General features: G+C 62.0%; 18 protein-coding genes. 6 read left to right on the top strand and 12 right to left on the bottom strand.

Annotation, left to right across the window (positions count from 1 at the left end; genetic code table 11):
• Nucleotides 1-66: 66 nt before the first annotated feature.
• From LPJGGPFB_RS17050 to LPJGGPFB_RS17035, 4 genes are all read right to left on the bottom strand, one after another.
• Nucleotides 67-918 carry a ChaN family lipoprotein gene (locus tag LPJGGPFB_RS17050; RefSeq protein ID WP_234902919.1) on the bottom strand — a complete coding sequence of 284 codons (852 nt, stop codon included), beginning with the start codon at nucleotides 916-918 and terminating at the stop codon, nucleotides 67-69.
• Nucleotides 919-932: 14 nt separating this feature from the next.
• Entirely contained in the window at nucleotides 933-1,664 is a 732-nt protein-coding gene (locus LPJGGPFB_RS17045; protein ID WP_173421153.1) for a hypothetical protein, read from the bottom strand.
• A 44-nt stretch (nucleotides 1,665-1,708) separates the two neighbouring features.
• Nucleotides 1,709-3,409, bottom strand: a complete 1,701-nt coding sequence (locus LPJGGPFB_RS17040; RefSeq protein WP_173421152.1) for an ABC transporter ATP-binding protein/permease — start codon at nucleotides 3,407-3,409, stop codon at nucleotides 1,709-1,711.
• A 65-nt stretch (nucleotides 3,410-3,474) separates the two neighbouring features.
• On the bottom strand, nucleotides 3,475-5,793 hold the full coding sequence (locus tag LPJGGPFB_RS17035; protein ID WP_173421151.1) for a TonB-dependent hemoglobin/transferrin/lactoferrin family receptor: 2,319 nt from the start codon (nucleotides 5,791-5,793) through the stop codon (nucleotides 3,475-3,477).
• 429 nt (nucleotides 5,794-6,222) lie between these two features.
• Here LPJGGPFB_RS17035 and LPJGGPFB_RS17030 point away from each other — a divergent pair, with 429 nt between their 5' ends.
• Entirely contained in the window at nucleotides 6,223-6,756 is a 534-nt protein-coding gene (locus LPJGGPFB_RS17030; RefSeq protein WP_210264513.1) for a hypothetical protein, read from the top strand.
• Between the two features lie 233 nt (nucleotides 6,757-6,989).
• Nucleotides 6,990-8,306 carry a hemolysin family protein gene (locus LPJGGPFB_RS17025; protein WP_173421150.1) on the top strand — a complete coding sequence of 439 codons (1,317 nt, stop codon included), beginning with the start codon at nucleotides 6,990-6,992 and terminating at the stop codon, nucleotides 8,304-8,306.
• A 51-nt stretch (nucleotides 8,307-8,357) separates the two neighbouring features.
• On the opposite strand, the gene LPJGGPFB_RS17020 is transcribed toward LPJGGPFB_RS17025, so the two are convergent.
• The 3 genes from LPJGGPFB_RS17020 to LPJGGPFB_RS17010 are packed head-to-tail and all read right to left on the bottom strand — an operon-like array spanning nucleotide 8,358 to nucleotide 12,153.
• Complete coding sequence (locus LPJGGPFB_RS17020) at nucleotides 8,358-9,404, bottom strand: glutathione synthase (RefSeq protein ID WP_173421149.1); 1,047 nt, start codon at nucleotides 9,402-9,404, stop codon at nucleotides 8,358-8,360.
• Between the two features lie 8 nt (nucleotides 9,405-9,412).
• Nucleotides 9,413-11,332 (bottom strand): flavohemoglobin expression-modulating QEGLA motif protein, encoded by a 1,920-nt coding sequence (locus tag LPJGGPFB_RS17015; RefSeq protein ID WP_173421148.1) that lies wholly within the window; start codon nucleotides 11,330-11,332, stop codon nucleotides 9,413-9,415.
• Nucleotides 11,329-12,153, bottom strand: a complete 825-nt coding sequence (locus tag LPJGGPFB_RS17010; protein WP_234902918.1) for an N-formylglutamate amidohydrolase — start codon at nucleotides 12,151-12,153, stop codon at nucleotides 11,329-11,331. The genes LPJGGPFB_RS17015 and LPJGGPFB_RS17010 overlap by 4 nt, the downstream gene beginning before the upstream one ends.
• 237 nt (nucleotides 12,154-12,390) lie before the next feature.
• Here LPJGGPFB_RS17010 and LPJGGPFB_RS17005 point away from each other — a divergent pair, with 237 nt between their 5' ends.
• Nucleotides 12,391-12,546, top strand: a complete 156-nt coding sequence (locus LPJGGPFB_RS17005) for a DUF3309 family protein (RefSeq protein ID WP_173422203.1) — start codon at nucleotides 12,391-12,393, stop codon at nucleotides 12,544-12,546.
• Nucleotides 12,547-12,557: 11 nt separating this feature from the next.
• Entirely contained in the window at nucleotides 12,558-13,592 is a 1,035-nt protein-coding gene (locus LPJGGPFB_RS17000) for a DNA topoisomerase IB (protein WP_173422202.1), read from the top strand.
• 8 nt (nucleotides 13,593-13,600) lie between these two features.
• Here the strand turns inward: LPJGGPFB_RS17000 and LPJGGPFB_RS16995 are convergent, their stop codons facing one another.
• From LPJGGPFB_RS16995 to LPJGGPFB_RS16975, 5 genes are all read right to left on the bottom strand, one after another.
• Complete coding sequence (locus tag LPJGGPFB_RS16995; RefSeq protein WP_173421146.1) at nucleotides 13,601-13,966, bottom strand: response regulator; 366 nt, start codon at nucleotides 13,964-13,966, stop codon at nucleotides 13,601-13,603.
• Nucleotides 13,963-17,256, bottom strand: a complete 3,294-nt coding sequence (locus LPJGGPFB_RS32880; protein WP_234902917.1) for a PAS domain S-box protein — start codon at nucleotides 17,254-17,256, stop codon at nucleotides 13,963-13,965. The genes LPJGGPFB_RS16995 and LPJGGPFB_RS32880 overlap by 4 nt, the downstream gene beginning before the upstream one ends.
• Nucleotides 17,257-17,371: 115 nt before the next feature.
• Nucleotides 17,372-18,442: a zinc-binding metallopeptidase family protein gene (locus LPJGGPFB_RS16985; protein WP_173421145.1), complete on the bottom strand. Its 1,071-nt coding sequence runs from the start codon at nucleotides 18,440-18,442 to the stop codon at nucleotides 17,372-17,374.
• Nucleotides 18,443-18,483: 41 nt separating this feature from the next.
• Complete coding sequence (locus LPJGGPFB_RS16980) at nucleotides 18,484-18,681, bottom strand: hypothetical protein (protein WP_173421144.1); 198 nt, start codon at nucleotides 18,679-18,681, stop codon at nucleotides 18,484-18,486.
• A 112-nt stretch (nucleotides 18,682-18,793) separates the two neighbouring features.
• Nucleotides 18,794-18,994: a CsbD family protein gene (locus LPJGGPFB_RS16975; protein WP_077498137.1), complete on the bottom strand. Its 201-nt coding sequence runs from the start codon at nucleotides 18,992-18,994 to the stop codon at nucleotides 18,794-18,796.
• Nucleotides 18,995-19,199: 205 nt separating this feature from the next.
• Between LPJGGPFB_RS16975 and LPJGGPFB_RS16970 the strand changes: the two genes are divergently transcribed.
• Together LPJGGPFB_RS16970 and LPJGGPFB_RS16965 are read left to right on the top strand one after the other, a co-directional pair.
• Nucleotides 19,200-19,907, top strand: a complete 708-nt coding sequence (locus tag LPJGGPFB_RS16970; RefSeq protein WP_173421143.1) for a YetF domain-containing protein — start codon at nucleotides 19,200-19,202, stop codon at nucleotides 19,905-19,907.
• An 85-nt stretch (nucleotides 19,908-19,992) separates the two neighbouring features.
• On the top strand, nucleotides 19,993-20,685 hold the full coding sequence (locus LPJGGPFB_RS16965) for an aspartate/glutamate racemase family protein (protein ID WP_210264512.1): 693 nt from the start codon (nucleotides 19,993-19,995) through the stop codon (nucleotides 20,683-20,685).
• Nucleotides 20,686-20,711: the final 26 nt, after the last annotated feature.

Here is a 20,711-nt window from a genome sequence, read left to right as displayed (position 1 = left end):
AGGCGGCGAGTAGCATCCGGGTGTAACAGTTGAACGACAGGGAAACCGACGGCACGGCGGAAGCGTTTACACCTCGTCGCGATTGCGCTTGGCCACCGCGTGCGCGACCGGCGGCAGCCGGTACATGGCTGTCGCCATGTCATGCTGCTCGGCTGTTATCTGCTCGTGATCACTGGGCAGAAGGACGGCAACGTCCGTGAAGCCGAGATCGGCCAGCTGGTAGGGCGTACCGTGACCATATTCCAGATGGCCGCGCCCGATGATGCCGACGACGAGCGCGCCGCCATCAGCATGCGCCTCGGCGATGTTGCAGGCAAAGGCGCGATCCCACGTCTGCTGCGCCCGCACGAAGCGGTCGAAGGCGGGGTCCTCAGCCGAAGTGGCTTTCCGTGCCGGCGATCCGCCGCCGGTGATATCGAACAGATACTGCCGATAGGCCGGCATCGCCGGCTTTGCCGGGGTGACACCGTCGCGGTCTTCGGGTGCTATCGCCTCCCAGCCGAGCTTGCCGACTTCCGTCACCAGCGCCCGCCGGCAATTCAACGCCTTCATCGGAACCTTGAACTGCCGGCAAAAATCGAAGATCGGCATGTAGAGATCAGCCGGAAATCCCCAGACGGTTTGCCAGCCGACCTTGTCCAGAAATTCCGCATTGGAAAGGTTTCCCGCCACCCACGCGTCGAGGACTGGCTGGGTGCTGCGCGGAAACATCTCGAAGCCAACGACAAGGTTGGCATTGTGGGCGTAAAGGCCGGCCGTGAAGTGAAGCTGCCAGCGATGGATGTCGTAGCGGTCGTGCGTCTCGCCGAGAAGCACCGCCTGTTTGCGGGACAGGCGGTTCATCAGGTCGTTGTGGCGGATTTCTTCGCCGGTCGAGGGCACGATCCATGTGCCTGGCTTGTGTTCGATTGTAGTCAACGCCGTATCCTCGATCAGTTGGCTGGGCGAAACGCCGCAGCGGTCTTGGCGCGAAGGGTGAGCCCTGTGGGGCGCTCGTCCTTGCCGTATGCGGCAAGCACGACCTCGTCTTCGGTCGCCTCTTCCTGCCAGCGTGAGACGGTGCCGCCGAGCAGATGAAGATGGAAGTCCGATGTCATCACATTGATGAAGCCCATGGCGGGGCTCACTTTCGGGACGACGCCACTCCAGCGCTGCGAGAAGCCGGGCTGATCGAAGGCGATGACGATGGTCTCGGCTGAAGCGAGTGCCGCATTGAGCGGCACGAGGCCTGGATCATCCGTGGCGACGTCGGCTCGTTCGGTTCTTTCTGCCTTTGGCCGTTCAACCGGGTCGACCTCGGTCGCAAGACCGGCAAGGGCTGTCTCGAACGGTTCGAGGCCGCCGAAGCCGACGATGCTGAAGACGGGTTCCCCATCGGCGCCGTTGAAATCGAGCCGCGGATAGACCTGTTCCTGCATAACGCTCGACGTGTCGATGACGACAGTCGCAACAAGCCGCGGATCGAGGCGGCTGTCATGATCCTGTCCCCGACAGACAAGGAAGGCGCCGTCATCTTCAACATGTTCGACGGGGCCGATGCGTTCGTGGGTGACGCCATTGCGTTTGCCGATGATCATCAGCTTGCCAATATCGGGCAGTCTGCGCACGACCGTATCAGGTGTTTCGAGAACGAAGCGGCGGGTTGCGGAAGCAGAATCTGTCATGTGTTGTCTCACGGTTGCGGAAGGGAACGGGATAGGTTGTGCTGCTAAGCGGCGGCCAAGGCTGGTATCGGCATCAGGTCGATGGTTCGGACGTCGAAAGACATTTGTGGCCCGCGATGGGCGATCAGGATCAACGCGGTCTGGGGCAGGCGATGCCGGACCAGTGACAGGAGTTTCGCCTCGGCCGCGGCGTCGAGCGCGCTCGTCGCCTCGTCAAGGATCGCCCAGCGCGGCGCGTGTAGCAGCAGGCGGGCGATCGCCAGCCGCTGCAGCTCTCCGCCGGACAGCCCTTCGGGCGCTTCGAGACTGGTAGCCCCGTTATCGGCCACGCGATGCTCCAGTCCGACATCGCAAAGTGCAGCGCGGATCTGCTCCTCGCCGAAACTTTCGACCGCAGATGGATAGGCGGTCGCTTCGAGCAGCGTGCCAAGTGGCAGGTAAGGCTTCTGCGGCAGGAACATCCAGCCTTCCTGCGGCCGCCTGATCTCGCCGGTGCCATGTGGCCAGAGACCGGCAACGGCTTTCATCAAGGTGGTCTTTCCGATGCCGGATGGACCGCGCAGCCAGACGCACTCGCCGGTGCTGATCGTCAGATCCTCGATGGTCAGAAGACTGCGGCCATCGGGCGTATCGAGCAAAAGGGCGTTCAGATGGAAGACATCGCTTCGTCCCAAGCGGTGAATGCGGGCGTCAGGGCCGGTGCTTGCGGCTGCCGACTGCATGAAATTATCCAGGCGCGAAGCGGTGGCGACGAGGTCGGCAAGGTCGCGATAGGAAAAGATGAACCAGGAGAGCGTTGTTACGACCTGCGAAAAGGCGGTGCTCAACTGCATCAATCCGCCAAAGGCGACATGGCCCGCGAGATAGCCCGGCAGCGCGACGAAGAGCGGTATCCGCAGAACGGAATGATTGAACGGATAGGTGAAGCCGCCGAGGATCAGTTCGCGGATGATCAGCTTCTTCCAGTTCGCCGCAAGTGCGTCGAAGCGGGCGCGGAATATCCGTTTTTCGGCGTCTTCTCCGTTCGAAAGCGCAACCTCGTCAAAGCTTGTACGCCATCGGGCCATCGCATAGCGGAAGTCGGCTTCGCGATGTTGCTGTTCGGAGAAAAGGCCCTTGAGCGGCCGGCCGAGCAGGTGCGTCAGCCCGCTGCTGACCGCGACATAGAGAAACGCCGCCCAGACCATGTAGTGCGGTATTTCGAGGTCGATGCCCATGAACGCAAGCGACAGGGGAAAGTCGGAAAGGCCCCAGAGAATGGCGATGAACGAAACCAGTCCGACGACGCGGGAGATGAGGTCGAGGGTCTCGCTGAGCATGCCACTGACGAACAGCCGGCAATCCTCGGCGATACGCTGATCCGGGTTGTCTATCCTGTCGGTCTTGGCCTGCGCCAGATGCCAGAAGGCCTTGTTGGCCGTCCAACGGTCGATGGCGATATCCGTCAATGTCCGGCGCCAGCGGATTTCGAGAATCTTGCGCAGATATTCTGCCAGCAGATGTCGGGCGGAATTCAAGGCGATGATGGCGGCAAAGATGCCGATCTGCCTCAAGACCCCAGGTGCATCGACCTTTTCGACCGCCGAATAAAAGGCGCCGGTCCATTCGACCAGGCGCACGCTGGCATAGACGCTGCCGAGCGTCAGCGCGGTGATGAGCAGGAACAGCGCCAGATTGACCTTGCCGCCGGGCGAGCGGACGCAGAGGCCGATGAGGCGCTGGAATTGGCCGGCGATCTTGAACATGCTGCGCTCCTGCCTTGGGAAAGAGGGGCATGCGCGGCCGCTGCCGCGCATGCCTTGCTCGTCGATCAGAAGCGCACAGTTGCGCCGAGCTTGAACACCCGGCCCGGAGCGGTCTGCAGCTCGAGTGGGTTGACGTTGGCTGTGGCGACGGATGCGGGGACGCGATCATAGCCAGTGAGGGTGTTGGGGAAGTAGCGGCGATCGAAGATGTTCTCGATGCCGGCCGTCAACTCGACGTTTTCCCTTGGCGTCCACTTCGCATAGGCGTCGAAGACGGCGTAGCCCGGAACCAGATAGTCGGCAGGATCACTGTTCTGCGTGCGTCCCGCTGCGAACGTACCGAAGACTTCGAACTGAAGGCCGTAATCGGGCAGTTCATGCTTGAGGCCGAGGACGGCGGTGAGCGGCGTGGCCCCATCGAAGGCGGTGGTCGCCGCCCCGGCAGATGTGCGCTGACGCCCCTTGCTCCAGGTGATGTTCGCCGATGCTGTCGTGTAGTCGAGAACTTCGTATTCGCCGCCGAACTCGATCCCCCACAACGCCACGTCTTCGACGTTGTTGGAGGTGTAACCAACGACCGGGACTCCGCCAGGACCCGTGACGGTGATGGGTTGAAAGCCGCGAATGAAGTTCGTGTAGTCAGCATAGAAAGTTGCCACGGTGAAATAGCCGCGATCCAGTTCGCCACGGAAGCCGATTTCGTAGCTGTCGACCGATTCCGGCTTCAGGTTGGGGTTCGGCACGAGCGAACTGCCGGTGAATGGGTCGACGCTGGATTGGAAGAGCTGCGCCGACGTCGGCATCTTGAAGCCCTCGCCATAAGAGGCATAGGCCGAATAGGTATCGTCGAATTTGTAGATGGCACCAACCCGCTTGAGAAGTTCGGTATTCTCCTGCTTTTGCGGGCGGAAACCCGGCAGGCCCGGATAGCTGGCGTCACCCGTCGGATCGATCGAGTAGTGCGCAAGACGAACACCGGGATTGACGGTCAGTTGGCCGTCTAGAAACTCGATGCTGTCCTCAAGGTAGAAGTCGGCACGCTCGGTGTCGACACGTGGGAAGCTGAAGCCCTGGTTGATCGCCGTGGTCGTTGTGCCCGTCAGCGAATTGTAGGTCCTGTTGATACCGGCGTAGTCACCCTTGGTGCGGTCGCCGTCGAAGCCGTAGGTCAACGTGTGGTGCGTGGATCCCAGGTCGAAGGACGACTTCATCTGGATATCGGCTTCAAGAAAGTCTTCGCTGTAGTTGCGGTACTGGTCATGCAGCTGGATGCGGTTGGAGTAGACGCGGCGCTGCCGGCTATCGGTCTCGCGCTTCTGCGGTGACCACGAGAGGTTCCAGTTGACGCTGTCGAGCCACGCTGCGCCGACCTGCCAATCATGTTCGAGCGAAATGCGCTTGCGGCTCATTTCCAGATCGCGAACGTAAGGGTCGTTCACATAGGCCGTCGTCGATGGGATCCCGGTGGCGGAGGCCGACATGTCATAGAGTTGCAGCACTCGCGTGTCGCGGCCGAAAAGCTCCCCGGTCAGCTTGAACGTATGCTGCGCGTCCGGTGTCCAGACGACCTTCGCAAGCGCGTTGTCCACGTCGGTGTCGGCGGGGAACAGGCGGTCGCAACCGATGTAGAGACGCGAGCAACCCCAGATGCCGCCGTCAGCGCGCGCCTTGCGGAGTTCCGCTTCGCTTGACGAGACCTGGCCGTAGCTGCCGAGAACTTCGATGTCGCCGAAGTCGTAGGCAGCCGTTACCTGCTTGCGCCAGCTGTTGTCGAGGCTGTCATAGCCGGTCCTGACCTCGACGGCCCAGGGCTTGGTCGGGTCGGTCAAAAGATCCGAGGGATCGAGCGTCTGGAACATGACGGAACCGCCGAGCGCATCGGCACCCCATAGCACCGAGTTCGGTCCGCGGACGATCTCGACGGATTTGAAATTGCTCATGTCGAAGAAGTCGCGGCTACCGTCGGTGATGCCCTCCTGCACACGCGAGCCGTCGACCGTCAAAAGTACGCGGTTTCCGCCCATGCCGCGGATGGTGAAGCTGTTGAGCTGGCCCCACGGGTTGGTAATCGAGGTGGTGCGGTTGACGCTGACACCGGGCTCATGGCGAACCAGGTCCTGGATGTCGCGCACATTGTGATCGGTGATCTCTTCGCGGGTGATGACCGAGATCGACTGCGGCACGTCGAGGACCTTTTTTGCGCCGCGCGTCGAGGTGACGACGATGCGCTCAAGCGGCGTTTCTTCCTGGACGCGCCGGGCGGTCTTGTCCTGCGCCTGGGCGTGCGCCGGCAGCGCCAATGCCAGGGCGGCGACGCCGGTCAACAGTGCCCGGCGATGCTTGCTCGCCAGGTTGTGAAGTTCGAATGTTGCTGCAGTCCCCATGCCGACCCCTCGAGAATTGAATAAAATCAATGCGAGGCCTTGTATTGAAACATGAGTAAAAGAATCAAGTTAAAATATGGCGTGTCCCGTTTTGTCGCACGTCATGTCGCATTTCGACTGCTGGCAAGCAGCGCCGGCAGGCAACGACATGGCGTTGGCCGGCGAGCTCGAAACGGTGCCAAACAAAGTGCTCGCGCCTGTTCGTATGGGCAAATTCGGGCGGCGCGCGAACGAAGCCGTCAACGGCAGCGTCCTCCTGGGCTGCGACGGTTTGACCCGTGGAAACGAGGGCAGCAAGGCTCAGGAATGTTGTGATCTTGGTGGATGGCCGGTTGAATCCTTGTCGGCGTTGGACCATGCCTGCAACTCCCGATCGAAGAGCGCCCGTACGCGGAAGCCCTCCATCACCGGCCAATTGGAGTTATCAGTTTGTTTTCAAGAATTTTCCTGCCGGCAGCCGCCATTGCCACCCTGTCGAGCCCGGCTGCAGCCTTTGCCTCCGGAAACGCCCCAGCCTTCTACGATGGTGCCCTTTGCAAGCCGCCCTACACGATGCAATCGGCAACCGAACTCTATGACGCCGCCGAGAAGCTGGCGAAACCCGACACATCGTTGCTGACGGCTTACGTTTACAAGCTGCCGTCCGACATCGGGCAGGACGGTTTCAAGACCCATGAGGTTGTCTTTGCCGGGAGCTCCGTCGGCGTCCTGATCGAAGGGGCGCGTGCAGATGAGCTGGCGGCTCGCTACCAGCTGGAACCTGAAAAAAGCAGCATTCTCGGCACGTCGACCAAGGGCTATGCGCGGGTTCTGCCCGATGCCGAGCAGCCGACGGCGGACATGGGAATCGTTTCGGTCGTTGCGCGTGAAAGTGATGCCATCCCGGGCAAGACCTTGCTTGCATGCGAGTTCGTATCGCATGCGGATCGGGAAGCACTCAAGAGCCTTGAAGGCGGCAACTAAAGCGCCGTGCATTCGGAGCAACGCGTCAAGGATGCTGTAGTTTGTTGATTCTAAAACATCTTTCCGCTTTCTGTGGTTCCGCTTGAAAGCGGAATGCTCCAAAGCCAAGCGCATGACGGGATGCAGGCAGCATCATGAAGAATGCCTGTATCCCGTCTGACGTGTGCGGCAAGAGCATGTTAGGCTGACCGCGGTATCAACAGTACGAGGCGCCCCGCGCCCGAAGGGAGACTATGTCCGGCTCGGATGGCAGTATTTTCGATTATCTCGGAATACTGGCCGTGTTTCTGCTCGTTGCCGCCAACGGCTTTTTCGTTGCGGCTGAGTTTTCCCTGGTGTCCGTCCGGCGCAGCCGGGTGACGGAGCTTGTGGCGCAAAGGCGCATGAATTCGGGCGCACTCCAGCATGCCGTCGACAATCTCGACGCCAACCTGGCCGCCACCCAGCTCGGCATCACCATATCGTCCCTGGCACTCGGCTGGGTGGGCGAGCCGGCTCTGGCGCACCTGATAGAGCCGCTGTTGAAAGCGCTGCCGATGGCCTGGGCATCGTTCGGCTCGCATGCGATCGCGGTGGCGATCTCCTTCATCATCATAACAGCGCTTCACATCGTGCTCGGGGAGCTGGCACCGAAGAGCCTGGCGCTCCAGCGCAGCGAGGGCACGGCCCTTGCGGTCGTGCGCCCGCTCGGGCTTTTCCTGTTTCTGTTGCGTCCGGCTATTCTCACGCTCAACGGACTCGGCAATCTCGTGCTTCGCCTGGTCGGGCTGCGGCCGGGCACCGGCGAGGCCTCGATGCATTCGCCCACCGAACTGAAGCTGCTTGTCGCCGAAAGCCAGGAGGCCGGTCTTCTCGACGTTGCCCAGCAGGAACTGGTCGAGCGGATCTTCAACATCGGCGACCGCCGGATTTCCGATTTCATGACGCCGCGCATGGAGGTCGACTGGATCGATGCCGACGACACGCGGGAGGAGATCCTTCGCACCATCAGGGATTGCCATCACGAGCAGTTGCTGATCGGCCGTGGCGGCATCGACTATCCGCTGGGCATGGTGCTGAAGAAGGATCTGCTCGATCAGTTGCTCGACGGCCAGACGCTCGACCCGATGAAGGCGATGCGCGAACCGCTGGTGCTGCACGAATCGGCACGCGTCTTCCGCGTCCTCGAAACGTTCAAGACGGCACCCGTCCGGCTGGCGATCATCGTCGACGAATATGGCAGCCTCGAAGGCATCATCACACAGACCGATCTGCTCGAAGCGATTGCCGGCGACCTGCCGGATACGGAGGCGAACGATCCCGACATCGTCACCCGCTCGGACGGCTCGCTGCTGATCGAAGGGCTGATGTCGGCGCACGACGCCTTCGAGCGGCTCGGTATTCGCGATCGTCCCGAAGGCGATTTCCACACCATTGCCGGTTTCGCGCTGCAGATCCTTGGCCATCTTCCGCATGTGGGAGAAACCTTCGATTTTCAGGATTGGCGCTTCGAGATCATCGATATGGACGGCATGCGCATCGACAAGCTTTTGGCGTCACGCCAGGAGTGACGCCAGGGCCTTAGAGTTCGCCTGGTCCGGCCGGCCAGGCGAAGGGACCACTCAAAGGGTCGCCAGCGCCCGGTTGGACAGGGCGCCACCATAGGCCTCGCGAATGGCAAGCTTGTTTTCAAGCGCGATCACGATCTCCTCGGCGAAATCGATCTTGTGCAATGCCTGAATGTTGGGCAGCCCGCCGGGCGTGAAGACGTTGATCTCCAGCACCTTGTCACCGACGATATCCAGCCCCACCAGGAACATGCCGTCGTCGATCAGCTTGGGGCGAAGCTTTTCGGCAATCGCCAGTATCGCCGGGGTAATGGTTGCCGCCTCAGCAGTGCCGCTCGCATGAATGTTGGATCGCACCTCGCCCTTGGCAGGCACACGGCGGAAGGCGGCATAGACGTCGCCGCGCACCAGCGGACGGCCGTTCATCAGGAACAGGCGGATGTCTCCGGCGGTGGCTTCGGGCAGATAGCTCTGGGCGATGAGATAGCCGACCTCGCTGACGGCTTCGAAGATCTGGTTGAGATTGGCCTCATCGCTGGACTTGATCTTGAAGACGTTCTTGCCGCCCGATCCCTGCAGCGGCTTCAGGATGACGCCGCCGCGATGGTCGTCGATGAAGGCGCGGATTTCCTCGATGTTCTTCGAGATCAGCGTCGTCGGGCGCACGGCCTGGGGAAAGTCCTGGAAATAGAGCTTGTTCTGCGCCAGCGAAAGACCGGAGGGATCGTTGACGACGATCGCGCCGCGTTCCGAGGCGAGCCGGCCGAAATTGGCGCCGACATTCGCGGCCCAGGGGCGGCCCTCGGCATCTTCCGAGGGGTCGTTGCGCAGGAACAAGACGTCGACCTCGCTGACGTCGACCACGCTCATCACCGCATCATCGGCCTTCAGCGCCGAAATGAACGTTTCCGGCTTTTTCGGCTTGGTGCCGTTGAGGCTGCGCGCCCGGATCATCAGCCTGTCGTCGGGCCGCAGGATAAAATCCGCCGGCGTAACGTAAGAGATTTCGTGCCCTCGGGAGAGCGCGGCGAGCGCCAGAGACGTCGTCGTGTAGGACGCCGTTTCCAGCTCAATCGAATTGACGAAGAAGGCTATGCGCATCAGGTCTCCTATTCTGCGATCATGTCGAGCGGGGTTATGCCCGCACGTGCCCGGTCCAGCCGGGAGCGTGCGTGGGCGTCATCCAGAAAAATGGGGCGTACCGCCGGTGCAGACAGCAAGCCGCGCAAGCTCAATTCCTGCATGGCGGTAAAATGCGAGGCGGCGATCTTGCCCATCCAGAAGGGGTCGAGGCTGCCGCCAGCGGCGAGATGAGCAAGCAGCTGAACAAGGCCGCGCAGATAGATCGCGTCCTTCGCCAGCCCGCCGCCGCGATAGATCCGCAGCACGATGTTGAAGGCATCGTCAGGCTGAAACCGGTGCTGATCGACGAGCAACCGATAGGTCTCCGGGAATACCGCGCCGCTGAGCATGGCTGCGCAGGCGACCACGCGGGCGGCGATGAGACGCAGGCGGGCCAGCGTCATGCCGCCGCTCAAATATTCGGCAAAGACGGCAAGCCCTTCCTGCATGCCCTCATAGCCGGCAAGACCGGAGCGAAAGAGCCTGAGCCCCTGTGCCGAGCCGTTGAAGTAGGTGAGCAGGTGCACGCCGATTTCGTGATTGAGCAGAGCCTCGACACGGTTCCGGCTCATCGCTGTGCTGCGCGCGATCAAGAGTTGGCTTCTCGACACCAGCAACCCTGCGGGAATGTCGTCACGCAGTTCCACCGACGCGTTGAAGTCGGCGTATTGGCGCTTGTAGGTCGAAACCATCACTTGCGCCCGGTTGCGAATGTAGGCGCTATCGACGGCGTCAATGGCAGGCTTTTGTCCAGGCTTGCTCACCCGGTTTTGCGTCTGCGCCAGGATATCGGTTGCGACATCCAGCAGCTTCGCCTCCACCGGGCCATAAAGCGCGCGGCCGAACTCGACGAAGGTGCGGCCCTCGCGGGCGGAAATCATCGAAAGCTGCAGGTCGAGTTCCTGCTGTTTCTCGCGATAGAGCGCGTAGAGCAGCGGGTCCTCGAGGTGCTCGAAGCCGACGGAAAAGAGTTTCTTCTTCGCCGCCTCGACTTCAAGCGTCAGCGGCCGGTAAAGCAATCGCGGCGCGACCTGATGCCGGCTTGAAACAAATTCTGCCCAGGCGGCATCGGAGTTGATCGGCGTGACGGCCAGGAGAAAATCGAAACTCCCGGCGATTTCGTCGATGGCACGATCGGTGCGGGTCACGGTTTCAACGAAGGTCTTTCGGCCGAAGGCCCTATGCGTCGAAACGCGGATGTCCGTCGTGCTCGCCGTGGCCGCCGCGAGCGCTTCCAGACCGGCATCGAAGATGTTGGCGATTAGGCGTTCGCGCAGTTCCGGGTAGATCCGCTCCGTACCCGTTTCGCGATAGATCGGCGCAAACCGCACGCTGATACCGGGAAATGTCGTCAGCGGCGCGTCGTCAGCCTGTTCTTTCGGAGGTGGCTCCAGCAGGTCCATGTGAGCGGTGCGAAACTTGCCTTCGATCGTGCTGACGGCGCCGAGGAAGGCTTTGGCTGCAGCCTGCGCCGCCGGTTCTTTGCTGGCCACGACTTCGATGGTGAACGGTGGCTGATAGGGCGCGTCTCTGGCGGGGGGATCGTCATGGTCGAGTTCGCCGTACTCCAGCACGAAGAAAGCGCCGAGCCGTTCCTGGATCACGCGCCCCACCGCGGCGATGACAGGTGCGGCGGCCGCAGCGTGCGGCGCGATGAGATAGGATGCATTGGACTGGGTGATCTCGCGTGCCACGACGGCTTGCTTCGCCCCGGCGACAAATACGCAGAGAAACGGTAGTGGTCGATCGATGTGCAGGCGCCCGCCCTCGGCAAACTCGCGTCGCACCGCCTTGCCGGCTGCAAGGCAGGCGATCACTTCGTCGAGCCAGGCGTCATCGGGTGCCAGGCGGTCGGCCGGCTCGGGATGCGGCGTGTCGCGGTCCCTGGGCTTAGCTGCGCTTTTCATCGGCGCGCGTCCAGCGCCTTGACGAGGTCGGGCACGGTCGACGCGATCAGCGCACGCAATGCTTCCAGCATCTCTAAATCCGGCTCGCCGGTCCATTCGTCCATGAAGAATTTCTTGAATTCGATGGCGATGGCGCAGCCTGTCTGCGGAAAGTGTTCGTGGATGAAACGGGTTTGTTCGCCACGCCCCTGAAACGCGACGTTTTCACGAACGTCGAACCGCCTGCCTCGAAATTCGAAACGACGAAAGCCATCAAGCAGCGTTTCAAGCACATCGGCCCAGTAGCTGCGGTCCATCGAATGGGTGCCGATGTTGATTTCCGGCGCGGCCGCCGGGTCGGAGGGGACTGAACCGGGGCCGTCGCGGCGGTGGTTGTAGCTGTGTATGTCAAGCACGACGAAACTGCCGTGCCGCCGCTCGATCGACAGCAGCATGGACCGCAGCATGCGGTAATATTCGTCATGCAGCACGAGCGAACGCTCGTGCAGATCACGCGGAAGAGCGTCCCGCCAGACGTTAAGCCCCCAGGCTTGCGAAGGATCGATGTAGACCGCGCCGTCGCGAGGCCGGTTGAGATCCACCTCGAAGCGCGAGCGGTGCACGATGACCCGATTTGCCAGATCCTGAATGCTGTAGGCCGTGTAGGGATCCTCTTCCCGCAGGCGCTCGTCATCGGCAAGCGCCATCAGAGCCCGCAGATCGGCACGCAAGCCATGCCCGTCGTGTATCGCCGTGGCGACTATGGGACTGTCGCCGCGATGCACCGTCCACCAGCTGTCGTTGCCAGCGTCCGTCAGCGTCTCGCCTGTCCGGTTCAGCATATTCAGGTCCCGTTCCTCCTCATTCATGGGGTTGCTGTCCCGTTACAATTCGCGAGGCAAGGGTTCGGTTCCAAACGCAGGGGAATTCCGCTGATAAAGCAAAACAGGGAGATGGGTCCGCGGATGGGCATGCTGCGCCGTTGTCGGCAATTGTGTGCTCACAGCCGGACGGGTGGCGGAACCAATGCGCCTGCGCCGCATTTTCCGAACACGCAACAACACATAGGGAAGGTGGACATGCTGGGAACTGTGCTGCTTATCGTTTTGATTCTGCTGCTGATCGGCGCGTTTCCGAGTTGGCCGCACTCGACGAATTGGGGCTATGGCCCGTCCGGGATACTCGGTGTCGTGGTCGTCGTTCTCCTGATCCTGCTGCTCATGGGGCGGATCTGACCTTGAGGTGAATCGTGTCCGCCGCGCCGCAAGAACCCGACCTGATCTACGTGACCGACGCCGATCCGGGCATAAAGCGCTTCCGGAAGGGGAAGCGCTTCAGCTATCGCCTTCCGGACGGCTCTGTTCTCAAGGATCCCGATGCGAGGGCGCGCATCGCAGCACTTGGCCTGCCGCCAGCCTATGAGCGCGTCTGGATCTGTCCCAAGCAGAATGGCCATCTGCAGGCTACCGGCTTCGATGCGCGCGGGCGGAAGCAGTATCGCTATCACGATGCCTGGCAGGAAATGCGCCATCACGCCAAGTTCGACCAGTTGATCGACTTCGCCAAGGTTCTGCCGAGACTTCGCCGGGCCCTGCGTCGCCACATGGAGGGGCCGGTTGACGATGCCCGCACGGTACTGGCCGTACTTGCGGCCCTGCTTGATCAGGCGTGTCTACGCGTCGGCAACGTCTCCTATGCGCAGGAAAATGGCACCTACGGCGCAACGACGCTGTTGAAGCGGCATCTCAAGCTAGGCGACGAGGGCATCGAGTTGCGTTTCCTGGGGAAGGGCGGCAAACGTGTTGTTCGCAAGCTGCGCAGCCCGCGACTGCAGCGGCTGCTGGAAGATATTGCGGACCTGCCCGGACGCCAGCTTTTCGTCAGCAGGGATGCGAACGGTGATTTGCACCCGATCGATTCCGGTCGGCTCAACCGCTATCTCGCGGAAATCGCCGGCGCACCGATCTCGGCCAAGACGTTTCGCACCTGGGCGGGAAGTGTCGCCGCTTTCGCCGAGGCGCGCCTGGCGCTTGGCGAGGGACGACGCCCGTCGGTCAAGCGGATGTGCGAAGCTGCAGCCGAGGTGCTGCACAACACGCCTGCCGTCTGCCGCAAGAGCTACGTTCATCCTGATATCATCGCCCTGGCTGACAAGGAGGCCAAAATCAACCTGCGCCGGCTCGAAGCGCAGCCGCGGCAAAGCGCCCTGCTGCGCGCCGAGGAGGAACGTCTGCTGCGCTTCCTCAGATATGCCGCGCACGCGAAGAAACGTTCAACCTGAGCCGGCCGTCATCCTTTACCGGTGAGCAATGCCTCGACGGTGCGAATGAGGTCGCGGCTGTTGAACGGCTTGGAAAGGCGGGGAAGGCTGCGATATTGCTCGGGAAGGTCGGAGGCGGCGTAGCCTGTCAGCAATAGCACGGGAACGCCACGGGCAAGCAGTTCGTCGGCCACGGGATAGACGAACTCGCCGTTGAGGTTGACATCGAGTGTGGCTGCCTGCGGTGTCTCGCGCTTGGCTGCAGCGATCGAGCTGCGCAGGCTTGTGAAGGGGCCTATGACCGAAAAGCCGGCCGCCAGCAGATCGTCCTGGATCTGGATTGCCAGCAGAAACTCATCCTCGACGACAAGGACGCTGCGCTGGTCGTCATTCATTGCTCGGCACCCGCAGAATACGGCATGTTGATGGTGTATCTGAGCCCGGTTCTTGCGAAATCCAGGTCGACGTCGCCGCCGAGGTCGGAGCCGACGACGCGTTCCAAGAGCAGCCTGCCAAAACCATTTCTTGAAGGCGGTGCGACCGGGGGGCCGCCGGTTTCACACCAATCGATGTGAAGTGCCTTGTTGGCGGGGTCTAGGCTCCAGCTGACGTCCACATGTCCGTCTTCCACGGAAAGCGCGCCGTGTTTGGCGGCGTTGGTTGCAAGCTCGTGAGCCGCCATGCCGAGCGCCAGTGCATGCCGTGGCGATAGCCTGATCGCCGGGCCGCCGACGGAAACGTTGCCGGCGTTTTCGTTCCGGTAGGGCGCCAGTTCGTCGCAAAGGATCGTTTCCAGCGAAACGCCGGTCCAGGTGGTCTCCGCCAGGCGGGTATGGGTTTGCGCAAGAGCCCGGATGCGGGCGTGGAAGGATTGCTCGGCGTCCTTGCGATCGGGGGTCATGGCGAAGGATTGCCGTGCGATCGAGGTGACAGTCGCAAGCGTGTTCTTGACGCGGTGACTGAGCTCGGCGACCAGCAGGTTGCGCTGTGCCTCTGCGTCCTTGCGTTCGGTGATGTCCATGCAGACGCCCGTGAGGCGGAGCGATGACGAGCCAGCGCCTTGCAGAAAACGCCCGAACGCTTCCAGCCAGCGAATGGAACCATCGGGGCGGCGGATGCGGTAGGATGTGTGGTAGTCCTCGCGCTTGTCTATTGCGGCCTGGATCTCCAGTTCGACCATGGCAAGATCGTCGGGGTGGATGTCCGCCTTGAAGTCGTCGAGCGTGCCGCCGAAGCTGCCCGGTTCCAGGCCGTGAAGCACTTCCAGACCCGGCGACCAGATCACCTTGCCGGTGTCGAAGTTCCATTCCCATGCGCCCATGCGCCCGGCCTCAAGCGCCATCTGCAGTCGCCGTTCGCCATCGCGCATCGCCTGTTCCGATTCCTTGCGTTCTGTGATGTCGACGAAGGCGGCAACGGCGCCTTGCGGGATTCCGAGCGCGTCGATCAGAGGTGTGGCGTTGCCCAGCAGGTGGCGGGACGTGCCGTCGTCGAAACGGATCTCCTGCTCGAAGCTGCGCACTTCCTCGCCGCGCGCCGCGCGCTGGACCGGCAATTCGTCGGCGGAAAGCAGCCTGTCCTGCGAATAGACCTTGAAGTGCACGGGCCTTTCGCTGCTCGGTGCCGAGAGCGAAGGGTTGCTGTCCGGCGGCAGCCTGAGCAGTTCGAACGAACTTCTGTTGCCGCTGATGACGCGGCAATCTGGCGTCCTTGCAATCCAGATCGGCGCGGGTACCGCTTCCATCAACGCCGTCACCTCCGTCGCCCTGGCACGTTCCTTTGCCTCGTTGTGCCGCAACAGATCTTCGGCCTGCCGCCTTGCCTCTTCGGAGCGGATGCGCTGCACGCTGAAGCTCAGTTGGCGGGCGATGGTCAAGGCGAGATCGATTTCCGAACCGGCGAAATGATGTGCCGTGTCGTAATATGTCATGAACTTGCCGATCAGTCGGCCGACCGAAACCAGCGGGATGAAGCCGAGCGACCCGATGCCTTCGGTCTGAACAGCCTTGCGCAGGTCGTCTTCAAGCTCGGCCAATTCGACGTCTTCGATAAAGATGGGGTTGGGGTCCTGCACCTCCGCGCTCCATGGCGTGTGGCCGTCGACGGCGAGGCGATAGCTCTCCGAAAGCCCGCGGGAAGCGACAAAACGCATGGTACCGGTTGCGTCGATGAGCAGGATGGAGGCCCGGCTGCAGCGCAGCGCCGATTGAATGGCATCGAGCGCCGCCTCATAGACCGTGGCGATCGAGCGGGCCCGATGTACCCGCTCGGTGAACTGATAAAGGGCGGCCTGCTCGCGCAAGCGCTCGGCGAGGGCCTGCTCGGAAGCCTTGCGCTCCGTGATATCGCGGGCGATCTTCGAAGCGCCGACGATGCGGCCATCATTATCGAGGATCGGCGATATCGTCAGCGAGATGTCGAGGAGCGTGCCATCCTTGCGTTGCCTCTTGGTCTCGTAGTGATCGACGCGCTCGCCTCTGCGGATCCGGCCGAGAATGTCCACCTCCTCTTCCTCATGGCCCTTTGGAATGAGCCGCAGGATCGATGTTCCCACCATCTCCTGTACGCTATAGCCAAACAGCGCTTGGGCACCCCTGTTCCAGCTGGTGACGATGCCGTTCAGATCCTTGCTGACGATGGCGTCATCGGAGGATTCGACGATGGACGCGAGATGGCGCGCCGACAGCTCGGCGATCCGGCGACTCTCGGATTGCTTCTGGCTGTCGGCCAGGAGATTGGCGTTGTCTATGGCGATGGCCGCATGCGCAGCGATGGCAACCACCGTCTCCTCGGATTCGGCGGTGAACACCCCGGCTGCGTCATGGCCGAAGAACAACCCGCCGAGCACTGCGCCGGAGCGGGCAATCACCGGAACCGCGAGATAGCTGACGACGGGCAGGTGTCCCCTGGGCATGCCGAAAGGCGGTTCGCTCAAGCCGTAGCGCGGGTCCTTGCGGATATCGTCGCTGCGCACGACCCGTTCGCCATTGAAGGTCGGCGAGAACACTGCGGTGTTGCGGGGAAGGCCGAATTTTTCGAACGCTTCGCGCGGAGCACCGGAGAGGGTGAAGAGCTGAAAGTGTTCGCCGCTTTCGTCGAGGACGTTGTAGAAGAAGGCGCCGAATTTTGCGCCCGTGAGTTCTGTGGCGCTGTCGGTCACGGTCTGGACGATGTGCTCGACATTGAAGTCGCCCGCCAGGAGCCGGGCGATGCGAGCGAGGGCCTCGATACGGTCAGTTTTTGCCCGCAGTTCGAGCTCCGCTGTCTTTCGCTTGCCGATATCGATGAGGACGTTGACCGCGCCGATCATCTCGCCGTCGGCATCGAAGATCGGTGTCGGATAGGGAAGCACCGGCACCATTGCGCCGTCGGGCCGAGCGACGAGCAGTTCTTCGCCCCGAACCGCCTTTTTGCTGCGCAATGCCTCAGCCATCGGGCATTGGTCCGTCGGCAGCGTCGTACCGTCGGGCCGGTGCAGGCGCCAGCAGATGCACCAGCGGTCGGCATGAAGGATAGGTTCGCGTCCGGCCAATTCCGCCGCTGCGTGATTGAAATAGGTGACGACCCCGGCGGCGTCCGTGGTGTAGACCGCGATGGGAAGGTTGTCGAGAACCGCCCTGGATTCGATCGTCTGCGACCCGACCGCTCCCGCCAGCGCTGCCGCCAATGCTTCTGCGCCGCTCATATTTCCCTCCGCAAGCGCTTGCTAACGCAGGGCAACGCGGCACGATGCGATTTTGTTCCGCCGGCCGGCCATGCCGGGAGGCGCGGATGGCGGGCTGCATCCTCTGCCGACGTCTTCAATGCGTCTGCTTTGCTGCATCGCGGATCAGCCGGTTGATGAAATCCAGCTTTTCGATCACCGGCTGGGACAGGACGAAGGGATAGCTGTCAGGTTGTCCCATCGACCTCTGCAGGGCGTTCAGCGCGACGCTGAGCGGCACCCACGCGTCGACAAGCGCATCAGCGTTTGACGCACGATAGGGATCGAAATCGATGTCCGCGTCAAGCGCTTCGTGCCCCTCCGGGTCGAGATTGATGCCGAAGGCGTGACCGGTCTCCAGCGTGTCGACGATATGAAAGAGATGCGCGAAGCACTCGGCGAAATCCTCCGCTGGATGGGCGCTCGCATAGGGACTGATAAACCGCTCCTGCCAGTCCTCGGGCGGCCCCTGTTCATAATGGCGGTCCAGTGCCGCCCCATAGTCCTCGCTTTCATCGCCGAACAGCGCCCGGGCCGCGGATCTCGTCGGCTCGTCGACGATCAGTTGCTGCCAATAGAAATGACCGATCTCATGGCGAAAATGACCGAGCAGCGAGCGATAGGGCTCGTTCATGGAAACGCGCACACCTTCCCGCACCACGTCGTCAGCCTCGGAGGCTCGCAGGCTGATCAGTCCGTTTTCGTGACCGGTCATCGCCGGAATGACATTGCCGTTCGCATCGACGGTGTCGGCGAGGAATTCGAACGCAAGTCCGCCTTCGGGATCTTGCTTTCGCGTCGGATGCGGCAGGCCCCAGCGCAGGAGCGAGTAAAACAGATGACGCTGCGCCACGCCTATCCTGCGCCAGCGCTCCAGACCGTCGTCGTCGCTCATCGGTACAATCGTATTGTGCCGGCAGGCAACGCAGTAGCGCTCGGACTGATCGGCCGGCACCAGCCAATGGCAGACATCGATGGCGGCATTGTCGCAGAAACGAAAAGTTCGCGACGCGTTGCCATGGATCTGGAAAAGCCCGTTGTCGAGTGGCACGAGGGCGCACATCCCGACCCCAACGGGATCGAACCCCAGTTGAGCCCCGCAGCGTACGCAGCTGCGGTTTTCAAAGTGGATCGTCTGGTCGCAGACGCCGCACTCGAAGAGCCGCATCTTTTTCTCCTCACGGATTTTCCGAGCTTCGAAGTCGTGTATCAAATGCAACTATTGCGTGCTTTTACGGCGGCATCGAGGGCCTGTCGCGAGGGGCCGTACTGCTGAAACAGGGGCCGCGCTTCAAGCGGCGGCAGATCATGGGCGCGGATGAATTCGGCCAGATCGTAGATGTTGCTCCAGCCGTAGACGACATCTCTTTGTTCTGCCGGTCTCTTGTCTTGCACGGATCTTGCCATCGTTATCGACGTCTCCCTTGGTTCTGAGCCTGGCAACAACGCCCCGCGGTGCATAAAGTTCCACCACGCCAAAAAAACCCCGCCGGAGCGGGGTTTTCGAGCCATTTGACCGTTAGTGCTGGCGGCCGTACCAATCGTCGATGTCGCGGCGAGCGCGGTCCTTTTCGATGCCGTAGCGTTCCTGGATCTTGCCTTCCAGCTGATCCCGCTTGCCGGCAATCTGGTCGAGGTCGTCATCGGTGAGTTTGCCCCACTGTTCCTTGACCTTGCCCTTGAACTGCTTCCAGTTGCCTTCAACACGATTCCAATCCATCTGTGGATCTCCTGACGTTGTGGTTGCACTGGTAGACAAACGCCTCGCATCGGCTTTGGTTCATTCAACGCTGCAAAAAGTTGGCATGCACGGCGGATCGTTTTGGTCGGCGTGCGGCCCTCCTCTCGTCTTTCCGCTCGATCGCCACAGATAAGCAGCGAGCCGCCGCCCGAACCCGGCGGCGCTTTCTGGAGGAGTGCTCATCATGAACGAGCCCGTCGTGGCTTTCGATCTCGGCCGGATGCTGATCGGAGACGAACCGCCGCTTTTCCTGCTCGAAATCGCGCTGAGGACGGTGATCATCTACGCCTACACGCTGTTCCTGATCCGTTGGATCGGCAGCCGGTCGATCGGCCAGCTGTCCTTGGTGGAATTCTTGCTGGTGATCGCGCTCGGTTCGGCCGTCGGCGATGCGATGTTCTATCCCGACGTCCCGCTGATCCACTGCATGGCCGTCATCACCGTGGTCGTGCTGCTCGACAAATCGTTGAGTTACATCGTCGCTCGCAATCGCAAGCTTGAGGACGTGATCGAGGGTATCAGCGTCGAGGTGGTGCGTGATGGCGGCATCCTGTGGAAGGCGCTGAAGCAGCTGAACGTCGGTCACGATGAGCTGTTCGAACAGCTCCGTCTCAAGCAGGTGCGGCATCTGGGACAGGTGCGGGCCGCCTATTTCGAAACCAACGGGTTGCTGTCGGTCTTCACGTTCGACGATCCGCCGGCGAGGCCGGGGCTGGTGATCGAGCCGCCCTGGGACGTCAGCAAGCCGATGGAGTTTCGATCGGGCGCCACGGTCGGTGAGAAACGCCGTCTTGCCTGTGTGCAGTGCGCCGAGGTCCTCGCGTTTTCGGCGGGAGAGGCCGTGCCGCCGTGTCCCCGTTGCGGGGCGGAGGTCTGGCACGAGATCCGTTAGTATGTTGCTTGTGCGTCGCGGGATGTGGCAGAAATTCGGGCACGCCGAGCTTGACGTCTGCTCGCAATCAGGAGGGATAAACGCGTTGAAGGTCATGGGACTGATCGGCGGCATGAGCTGGGAAAGCTCTGCCCAATACTACCGGATCGTGAACCAGGAAGTGCGCGCGCGCCTTGGCGGCGTGCACTCGGCCAAGAGCCTGATGTGGTCGATGGATTTCGGCGAGATCGAGCGGTTGCAGCATATTGGCGACTGGTCGGCCCTGACAGGGGAAATGACCGCCGCGGCCCGGCGCCTCGAGGCCGGCGGTGCGGATTTTCTGGTGATCTGTACCAACACCATGCACCGGATGGCCGATGCGGTGTCGGCTGCAGTCGGCATTCCGCTCTTGCATATTGCCGATCCGACGGCGGAGAAGATCAAGGCGCTCGGCCTCAGCCGCGTTGGCCTCTTGGGCACGGCCTTCACGATGGAGCAGGATTTCTACAAGGGGCGGCTGATCGAACGGCATGGGCTGGATGTAATCGTCCCCGACGAGGCGGATCGGAAGACCGTGCACGACATCATCTACAAGGAGTTGGTGGTTGGCCGTGTCGAGGATGCGTCGCGGGACGCCTACAGGCAGGTCATTCAGCGGCTTGTGGACCGCGGCGCCCAGGCGATCATCATGGGCTGCACAGAGATCATGCTGCTGATCTCTCAAGGCGACAGCCCGGTTCCGGTCTTCGATACCACCGAGCTTCACGCGCTTGCGGCAGTTGATCTCGCGCTCGCCTGAGGCCGGCGAAAACGGCGGCCACTGTG

The organism is Ensifer adhaerens (genome assembly GCF_013283195.1).
In the GTDB taxonomy this organism is placed as follows: domain Bacteria; phylum Pseudomonadota; class Alphaproteobacteria; order Rhizobiales; family Rhizobiaceae; genus Ensifer; species Ensifer adhaerens_G.
This window is presented reverse-complemented; position numbering and strand designations above follow the sequence as displayed.

What these genes read in the sequence shown, in the direction of transcription:
- LPJGGPFB_RS16970 (WP_173421143.1), top strand. Translation starts at nt 19,200, where the DNA reads ATGAACGAGCCCGTCGTGGCTTTCGATCTCGGCCGGATGCTGATCGGA.
- LPJGGPFB_RS16985 (WP_173421145.1), bottom strand. Translation starts at nt 18,442, where the DNA reads ATGCGGCTCTTCGAGTGCGGCGTCTGCGACCAGACGATCCACTTTGAA.
- LPJGGPFB_RS32880 (WP_234902917.1), bottom strand. Translation starts at nt 17,256, where the DNA reads ATGAGCGGCGCAGAAGCATTGGCGGCAGCGCTGGCGGGAGCGGTCGGG.
- LPJGGPFB_RS17015 (WP_173421148.1), bottom strand. Translation starts at nt 11,332, where the DNA reads ATGAAAAGCGCAGCTAAGCCCAGGGACCGCGACACGCCGCATCCCGAG.
- LPJGGPFB_RS16980 (WP_173421144.1), bottom strand. Translation starts at nt 18,681, where the DNA reads ATGGCAAGATCCGTGCAAGACAAGAGACCGGCAGAACAAAGAGATGTC.
- LPJGGPFB_RS17020 (WP_173421149.1), bottom strand. Translation starts at nt 9,404, where the DNA reads ATGCGCATAGCCTTCTTCGTCAATTCGATTGAGCTGGAAACGGCGTCC.
- LPJGGPFB_RS17005 (WP_173422203.1), top strand. Translation starts at nt 12,391, where the DNA reads ATGCTGGGAACTGTGCTGCTTATCGTTTTGATTCTGCTGCTGATCGGC.
- LPJGGPFB_RS16995 (WP_173421146.1), bottom strand. Translation starts at nt 13,966, where the DNA reads ATGAATGACGACCAGCGCAGCGTCCTTGTCGTCGAGGATGAGTTTCTG.
- LPJGGPFB_RS17010 (WP_234902918.1), bottom strand. Translation starts at nt 12,153, where the DNA reads ATGCTGAACCGGACAGGCGAGACGCTGACGGACGCTGGCAACGACAGC.
- LPJGGPFB_RS17035 (WP_173421151.1), bottom strand. Translation starts at nt 5,793, where the DNA reads ATGGGGACTGCAGCAACATTCGAACTTCACAACCTGGCGAGCAAGCAT.
- LPJGGPFB_RS16975 (WP_077498137.1), bottom strand. Translation starts at nt 18,994, where the DNA reads ATGGATTGGAATCGTGTTGAAGGCAACTGGAAGCAGTTCAAGGGCAAG.
- LPJGGPFB_RS17040 (WP_173421152.1), bottom strand. Translation starts at nt 3,409, where the DNA reads ATGTTCAAGATCGCCGGCCAATTCCAGCGCCTCATCGGCCTCTGCGTC.
- LPJGGPFB_RS17025 (WP_173421150.1), top strand. Translation starts at nt 6,990, where the DNA reads ATGTCCGGCTCGGATGGCAGTATTTTCGATTATCTCGGAATACTGGCC.
- LPJGGPFB_RS17045 (WP_173421153.1), bottom strand. Translation starts at nt 1,664, where the DNA reads ATGACAGATTCTGCTTCCGCAACCCGCCGCTTCGTTCTCGAAACACCT.